The organism is Winogradskyella litorisediminis (assembly GCF_042675765.1).
Classification (GTDB): Bacteria; Bacteroidota; Bacteroidia; order Flavobacteriales; family Flavobacteriaceae; genus Winogradskyella; species Winogradskyella litorisediminis.
The window spans coordinates 1-6,559 of the sequence record NZ_JBHTJL010000005.1 but is presented as its reverse complement, the minus strand read 5'-3'; the positions used below and the strand labels follow the sequence as shown (position 1 = coordinate 6,559).

Sequence of the window (6,559 nt, the reverse complement as noted above, 5' to 3'; positions counted from 1 at the left end):
GGTTTTCTATTTGTTCGCGTTACTTCGTTTTCTTTTTAGTTTTTGAGTAAATTCAGTTAGCAATTTATTCCGCAACATTTTTCAATTTCGATTGATTGAACATTTCCTCAACTTGTTTAATTCCGTAACAATTCAGGTTTGATTTTCAGTTAAGATTTTATACAGTAATTACTTTTTTCATAAAAATCCATTTCAATTGGGTTTGTTTTCCTGATTGAGTTTCGTATTCCGTTATTCTTGGTGATAGTAAACCAGCAATTCCACCACTAATCATTCCTTTATATGGACTTTCTAAATTTTCAAATGCAAAGTGTAAAATTGTCCAAACGATTAAAAAAATAACCAGAAAAGACAAAAACCATATAATCTTAACTTTTGTTTTTTTATTCATATTTTTAAATTTTGAGTGCGTTCTCCAATGAATGCCAACGGTTTTGGCTATGGTTTCGTTACGGAATGGTACGCGAGTATCATTCCGCCGTAACCATAAATTTAGCAAAAAGGCTTGAAATTCCGATTAGGAATTTCAGCCTTAATGAACTATAGCCGTTGTTACCTACAGTTTTTATTCAGTTTTAAATTCAGTTGTTATTCCGTTTAATATTTTTGGGTTTTCTTTTAATAATTCAGCACATTTTTTGATATATATTTCAATAAATTCATTACCTTTTTCAGCTATTTTTTTCAATTTACCAGTTTTGTCCAGTTTGTCAATTCGGTAATAGTTCGTTGGCATTCTATCAATATTAAATTCAGCTGGTTCAGAGTGATTTGTAATTCCGATTTCTGGTGAACTCCAAGAAAATTGAAAAATCAGACAATTAAATTCAATTCCGCCTTTTTGAGTTGTTATGTAGTATTCGTCTTTAATCCACTTTTTCTTAAATTTTGGAAAGTCAAATTCCGATTGTAGAAAAGCAAAGTTTTCTAAAATCAATTTTTTCGATATTTTCCAAGTCGGTTTAAGAGTTTTCATTTTCCAAATTGTAGGTAACGGTCTCGGCTATGAGTAGTTGCGTGGGTTAGCACTTAACCTTGCAAGTACACACCAAACTGAAAATCCGCGAGGATTTTCAGAAGTAGGCGAGAACAAGCAATTACTTATAGCCATTGTTGTGCATTGTTATTTATTTAATACCTCTTTTATTTTATCTAAATCAACCTGTGGGTTTCCAATAAATAAAATTTCATTTTCGTTGTTCAATATGACTAACCTCGGATAAGTTCCTTTATTATTGAAAACTTTTAGTAACTTTTCAGTTGCATAACCGTGAGTCCAATTCATTTCTTTTTTGGCAATCATTTTTTTCAACTTACTAATATTTCTATCGTGAGCGTTGATTGAAAAAATTGACAGTTTGTCGTAATATTTGTTTTTCAGGTCTTTAATTTTTTCATTCGCAAGTAGGCAAGGAACGCACCAAGTTCCCCAAAACTCGACAATTGTAAACTTCTTTCGTTTAGTGATATCATAAAGTTTAATAAGGTCATTTTCGAAAACATTTCTGAATGCAAAATTGTCAACTTGATTTCCAACTTTTATTGATTTGTCAGATAAGTTTTGGTTTTCATCAATAGGACTATATTTAGTTTTAATATCAATTTCTAAATGCTTTTCTAAAATATCCTTGAAATTAGTAGTATTGATTTTTTTGATTGATTTAGCCTCAAAATCTATATTTCTTGAGCCATTAACGTGTTTAGTTCTTTTTAAAACTAAAAATCCATTAACAATAAGGTCTGGATATTCTAACTGTGATTTTTCCAAACTTCTTTTAGAAATCCAAATTTTGTTCCAACCGTTTTTTGATTCAGAAATCCAAGCCTCACAAAGTTCGCCTATAATTTTTTTGTCCTCATTGGGAATTCTTTTATAGTTTTTAATTCTTCGATATCTTGCTGTTGTATATGGATTGTTTCCTTTAGTTTTTTACCTGAATCTATATCAAGTCTGTCATTTTTGTCTCCATTTCGTATAAATATTGTTTTCGAAGGTCCTATTTTTATGGGAAATTCTTCAATGAGAATGGTATCGTATTTTACAAGAACAATTTGTTTTTCTGCTGTTAAAAGGCGGTCTGTGATTTCATTATCGAACTTTCCAAAAAATTTATAATACTTAATGCTGTCTTTTTCGCTATCAAAAAAAACTTTTCCTCTAAATTCTATTTCAAAAGCAGAATTATTTTGAGAATATACAAAGTAGTTAAATAAAATTATGATTGCAATAAAGGTGTTTTTCATAGGTTTTGTCTTAATAATGCACAACGGTCTCGTATAACCGTCAGTTACGGGATTAAAGATAATGTTTTTCGGTTAAGTACTGGCGTTTGCAATTCCGAGTAGATTCGGACGTAGTCGAATCCGCCGTAATTGCGGTTATACATTGTTGTGCAACGTTTTTTATTCAGTTTTATAATGCAATAATCCTTTTTCATAAAGAATATTTTTAAACTCTTTGGAATTGCAATTCACTTTGTCAGTAGATATTCCGCTTCCAATTCCATAAATAAAAGGTCCAGGTCGATTACTCCAACCTTTTCCAAATTCTCTCGGTTCATAACCAGCAATTCGTCCACTAATTAAAATCCGATTTTCGTCCGTTACTTTTTCCACGATTAAGTCAACACAAGGATAAATTTTGTTTTCGTCGAGATAAACTTTTTCCGCAATCAATTCAGTTACATTATCTTTTCCAATTGCTTTTATTCTTTCAGCGAAATGCCATTCAAACTCAAAGTCGTTTGGCAATTCTTTTCCCGAATGTAATTCAGCATAAAGTTTTAGTTCTGAAAGAGTCTTTTCGATATGTTTTTTGAATTCGTTTCGGGTCATTTTTCAAATGTTGCACAACGGTTTTGTGTATGGTTTCGTTGCGTGAAAATCCGCGAGGATTTTCCGCCTTAAACCAAAGATAGTAAAAGTGCGAGGACTTTCCGTGAGGAAAGTCAGAAGCAATGAACTATACACGTTGTTGTGTACAGTTTTTTTACCAATTCAACTGATAATTTCCTTCTATCATTTTATGATTATATTCAATTTCACTTTTACAATCTTCCGTTCTCAAAACATACATTGTTTTCTGGCTTTCTATATATTTCGGTTTAATATTTATCTTTAATTCTCCTTCATCGTTAAAATCTCTCGCTAAAAGTGTCCATTTAATTTTAATTTCTCCTTCTTTGGCTAACTTTGGTGTTACTATTATTTTCTTACTAATACTAGTATCTTTTTGAATTATGAAATTTTTTGAAGGTTCAAATAAACCAAATCTATCATTAATCCAAGTAGTAGCGTTGTAAGTCTTTAATTCGCTAATTCTCGGTGGATTAACTTGTACATTTTCAAAATCTCCTTCTATTTGAAATGATAGTTTAAAATCATCTATTACAGAACGACCGTCATTTTTGATTTTGATTTTAAAACTAAATTCTTGCTCATCTTTTATTAAATTATTAAGAAATTTCGGAACTATGTTTGTGCCTAATTTTTGCTTTGGATAAGTACTTTCAATATATTCTTGACTTTTTATGTCGACTCCATTAATTAAAATTTTGTCACTTGTTAAAATTTTGTCAGATATTTTATTTGAGAAGTTAAAGATTCTATTAATAAAACTTAATTTATTTTCGCTCTGAAATTCCTTATATGCTTTTTGAAAAGCAGTTTTTTCTTCAAGTTTCTCATCTTCTGTTTGTAAACGATAAGTCACATTGTTTTTGATAAATTCGGGCGAAACATTTTTTTCTGATTTGTCGTTTTCAAAACTTACATATACAGATTTTTGGCTCACAAAATTTTGATTGTTAAGATACCAATTTTCAATATTATCGTATTCTTGAATTTTTCTTGAAAAGTATTCCCAAAAACATATTTGTACTCGAAAAATACCACTTTTAATATGTTTTAAGTTTATTTCTCGCAGGTATTCTTCCAATTCTCCATCTTTGGTAAAACTTGTAGCAATAACTAATTGCTCTAATTTAGGTTTAAATTCTTTAGCCTTTTCTATTTCTTCATCAATAGTTACTTTGGTTAATTTTTGAATTTTACCATATTTACAGAAAAGTTTTGTGTTTTTACATTGAATTCCAAAATATTCTTTTTCGTTTTTTGGAATACAACAAATATCTACACCTTTTTGTTTTGAGCCACTTTCAGAATTAAATTCGATTTCGTTTGGAACATTCCATATTTCTCCCCAAAGTTTTAATGTCAAAAGTTCGAAACTTTGCCAGTTTTGTGGTGGATGGATTCTTTTTGGTGAAATCATTTTCTATAGTTCGAATGCTGTTCTCAAATTGTACACAACGGTTTTGTGTATGGCTCGTTGCGGGAAATCCGCGAGGATTTTCCGCCGTAGCCGAAAGATAGCAAATTGCAATGAATTCCGATTAGGAATTCAGCCGCAATGAGCTATACACGTTGTTGGCTGTAGTATTTTTTATTTCCAATTTTGATTAAATCTTAATTCGTAAAACATTTCGTAAACTCTTTTAAGACCATAAGTTCCAATTAATCCATTGTCATTTATAGTTTTTATTTTTCCATTATCATATGTGATTTTTACAGTTACAGAACTTGAGTGCATTGCACCTGACGAATACTGATTAGCAAGGTTTGGAAAATCCAAATAACTAATAATTCCATATAGTTCGTTAAAATGTTTGTCAGAAACTTGTGTTTTAAACTCTCCACTTATATCATTAGGTTCTAAATCGTGTGAAAAATCTTTATCAAACCAATTATAGTTTATGGCATTGAATTTTCCATTTTTATTTTTATCAACTGAAATATTAAATTCAGGACAGCCAGCTACACAACCTTGGGCAATAAATTCTATGTTTTCAATATCGTACTTTTTGTTTTTGTCATTTTGCTCAATAAAAGTTCCGTATTTATAAATGACCGGAATAATTCTACTAATTTTTTTTAGTTCTCCATTTTCAATTACGTAATCTTCTGGTTTATATAATTCTATAAATGGATATCTATTGCTTTCGATAATGTTAGGCACTAAAGAAAGTGATTTTGAAATGGAATTTAAGTCAATTGGCTTTATAGAGTCACTTTGAAAACTCATCAAAGCAAATACACTGAAATCGCAAGATATCCAATCAGAATCTTTACATCCTTTCCCGCAATTATGTCGGTCGCCAATTATTAGTAAGTCAGTAAAGCCATTATTATCAAAATCGGACTTATAATAACTCATATCTATCTCTAAAGAATCAGCAATTTTTTTTGAAAGAATGTCTCTATCTGTGCTATCAGATTTGCAGTTCCTATCAAAGCTGTTTATTTCTTTAAGCTCAAAGTCTTTAAACATTCTGTAAATTCTAATTGAATCTTCAGATATTTTTTGCTCAAAAGATGGATATTTTAATTGATTGAACTTCCTTTTCAGAATCTAAACTATCAATTTTTGAAGGTATGATTTCAGCCTTTATGAATTCAGGTTCAAAACTGTTTTTACTTTCCTTTTTTTGGCAATTCACTAATACAAAAAAAAGTAAAAAACTTATCAAATATCTCATTGCTTGGGGTTAGGTTATATTACAGCCAACGTGTTTGGCTATGGTTTCGTTACGGAATGGTACGCGAGTATCATTCCGCAGTAACCATAAAAATAGCAAAAAGGCACGAAATTCAGATTAGGAATTTCAGCCGTAATGAACTATAGCCGTTGTTAGCACCAGTTATTTTAAAATGCATAAGGTAGTATTAGACTTTTCCGTTCGTTATTGGCCGAATAATAATGTAGTCCAAGAATTATTCTTGTTTCTTCTGGAATTGTTTTAAGTTTTCCAATTCTACCTATGTAAATATTCTTATTAATAAAATCAATTAATTCAGTAGACAATTGCTCATTATCAAATTCTTTAAGAATTCTGATATTTTTTAAACTCAAATCTTCATTCACGGTTATTTCATAAAAAGCATTATTACCATTTTCAATTTCGTATCCTTTTAATTTTTCTAATGATTCTTCTTTGAAAGAAGTGTATAAATCATAAGTATTAATCGGTTCTATTTTTTCGGCTTTCAAAGTTTCGAGTAGTTCAAGTTTACGTGCTAAACTTTTGGAATAGTTTAATTCGGCATTTGGAAATCTTTCTTTGTCAAAAGTTCTATCCAACTGTTTTGGTCCAGAACAATAACCAAATACCATATTTCCATTTTGGTCATTTTTAGCAAAAATTAGCCACTTGGTATTTTCTGGTGCGTACATTGCGCAACCATAACCTTTTGATTTTCGTATTTTCAAAAGATTGATTTTATTTCCTTTATAAAGTTCGATTATTTCAATTTCAAGAAGTAAATAATCATCATCCGTTTCAGAATCCACACTTAATACACTCAAAGTTGCTACAAAGTCAGATTTCGCATATCTGTCTAAAAGTCTTTGCGACATACAAGTACAAGCCAATAATTTACTTGAAAATGCAATAAATAATATGGTAAATAGGAATTTTTTCATAATTGGTGCTAACGTTTATGTATAAGGAAAGTTGCGTGTTTGTGTGCGAGGATTTTCCGAAGGAAAATCAGAAGCTAA

Annotated in this window: 8 protein-coding genes; all 8 read right to left on the bottom strand. The window is 30.1% G+C overall.

Annotation, left to right across the window (positions count from 1 at the left end; genetic code table 11):
- Window positions 1-157: 157 nt before the first annotated feature.
- A complete protein-coding gene (locus ACFQ1Q_RS02200; protein WP_386127537.1) occupies window positions 158-391 on the bottom strand; it encodes a hypothetical protein in 234 nt (77 codons plus the stop codon).
- 174 nt (window positions 392-565) lie between these two features.
- A complete protein-coding gene (locus tag ACFQ1Q_RS02195; RefSeq protein ID WP_386127536.1) occupies window positions 566-976 on the bottom strand; it encodes a hypothetical protein in 411 nt (136 codons plus the stop codon).
- 147 nt (window positions 977-1,123) lie between these two features.
- Window positions 1,124-1,768 (bottom strand): TlpA family protein disulfide reductase, encoded by a 645-nt coding sequence (locus ACFQ1Q_RS02190; protein WP_386127534.1) that lies wholly within the window; start codon window positions 1,766-1,768, stop codon window positions 1,124-1,126.
- A gap of 71 nt (window positions 1,769-1,839) precedes the next feature.
- Window positions 1,840-2,244 carry a hypothetical protein gene (locus ACFQ1Q_RS02185; RefSeq protein WP_386127532.1) on the bottom strand — a complete coding sequence of 135 codons (405 nt, stop codon included), beginning with the start codon at window positions 2,242-2,244 and terminating at the stop codon, window positions 1,840-1,842.
- 159 nt (window positions 2,245-2,403) lie between these two features.
- Window positions 2,404-2,835 carry a hypothetical protein gene (locus tag ACFQ1Q_RS02180; RefSeq protein WP_386127530.1) on the bottom strand — a complete coding sequence of 144 codons (432 nt, stop codon included), beginning with the start codon at window positions 2,833-2,835 and terminating at the stop codon, window positions 2,404-2,406.
- Window positions 2,836-2,989: 154 nt separating this feature from the next.
- A complete protein-coding gene (locus tag ACFQ1Q_RS02175) occupies window positions 2,990-4,273 on the bottom strand; it encodes a hypothetical protein (protein WP_386127528.1) in 1,284 nt (427 codons plus the stop codon).
- Window positions 4,274-4,444: 171 nt separating this feature from the next.
- Complete coding sequence (locus tag ACFQ1Q_RS02170) at window positions 4,445-5,329, bottom strand: DUF6438 domain-containing protein (protein WP_386127526.1); 885 nt, start codon at window positions 5,327-5,329, stop codon at window positions 4,445-4,447.
- A 375-nt stretch (window positions 5,330-5,704) separates the two neighbouring features.
- On the bottom strand, window positions 5,705-6,481 hold the full coding sequence (locus ACFQ1Q_RS02165) for a hypothetical protein (protein WP_386127524.1): 777 nt from the start codon (window positions 6,479-6,481) through the stop codon (window positions 5,705-5,707).
- Window positions 6,482-6,559 lie beyond the last annotated feature (78 nt).

What these genes read in the sequence shown, in the direction of transcription:
- ACFQ1Q_RS02165 (WP_386127524.1), bottom strand. Translation starts at nt 6,481, where the DNA reads ATGAAAAAATTCCTATTTACCATATTATTTATTGCATTTTCAAGTAAA.
- ACFQ1Q_RS02180 (WP_386127530.1), bottom strand. Translation starts at nt 2,835, where the DNA reads ATGACCCGAAACGAATTCAAAAAACATATCGAAAAGACTCTTTCAGAA.
- ACFQ1Q_RS02185 (WP_386127532.1), bottom strand. Translation starts at nt 2,244, where the DNA reads ATGAAAAACACCTTTATTGCAATCATAATTTTATTTAACTACTTTGTA.
- ACFQ1Q_RS02170 (WP_386127526.1), bottom strand. Translation starts at nt 5,329, where the DNA reads ATGTTTAAAGACTTTGAGCTTAAAGAAATAAACAGCTTTGATAGGAAC.
- ACFQ1Q_RS02200 (WP_386127537.1), bottom strand. Translation starts at nt 391, where the DNA reads ATGAATAAAAAAACAAAAGTTAAGATTATATGGTTTTTGTCTTTTCTG.
- ACFQ1Q_RS02195 (WP_386127536.1), bottom strand. Translation starts at nt 976, where the DNA reads ATGAAAACTCTTAAACCGACTTGGAAAATATCGAAAAAATTGATTTTA.
- ACFQ1Q_RS02175 (WP_386127528.1), bottom strand. Translation starts at nt 4,273, where the DNA reads ATGATTTCACCAAAAAGAATCCATCCACCACAAAACTGGCAAAGTTTC.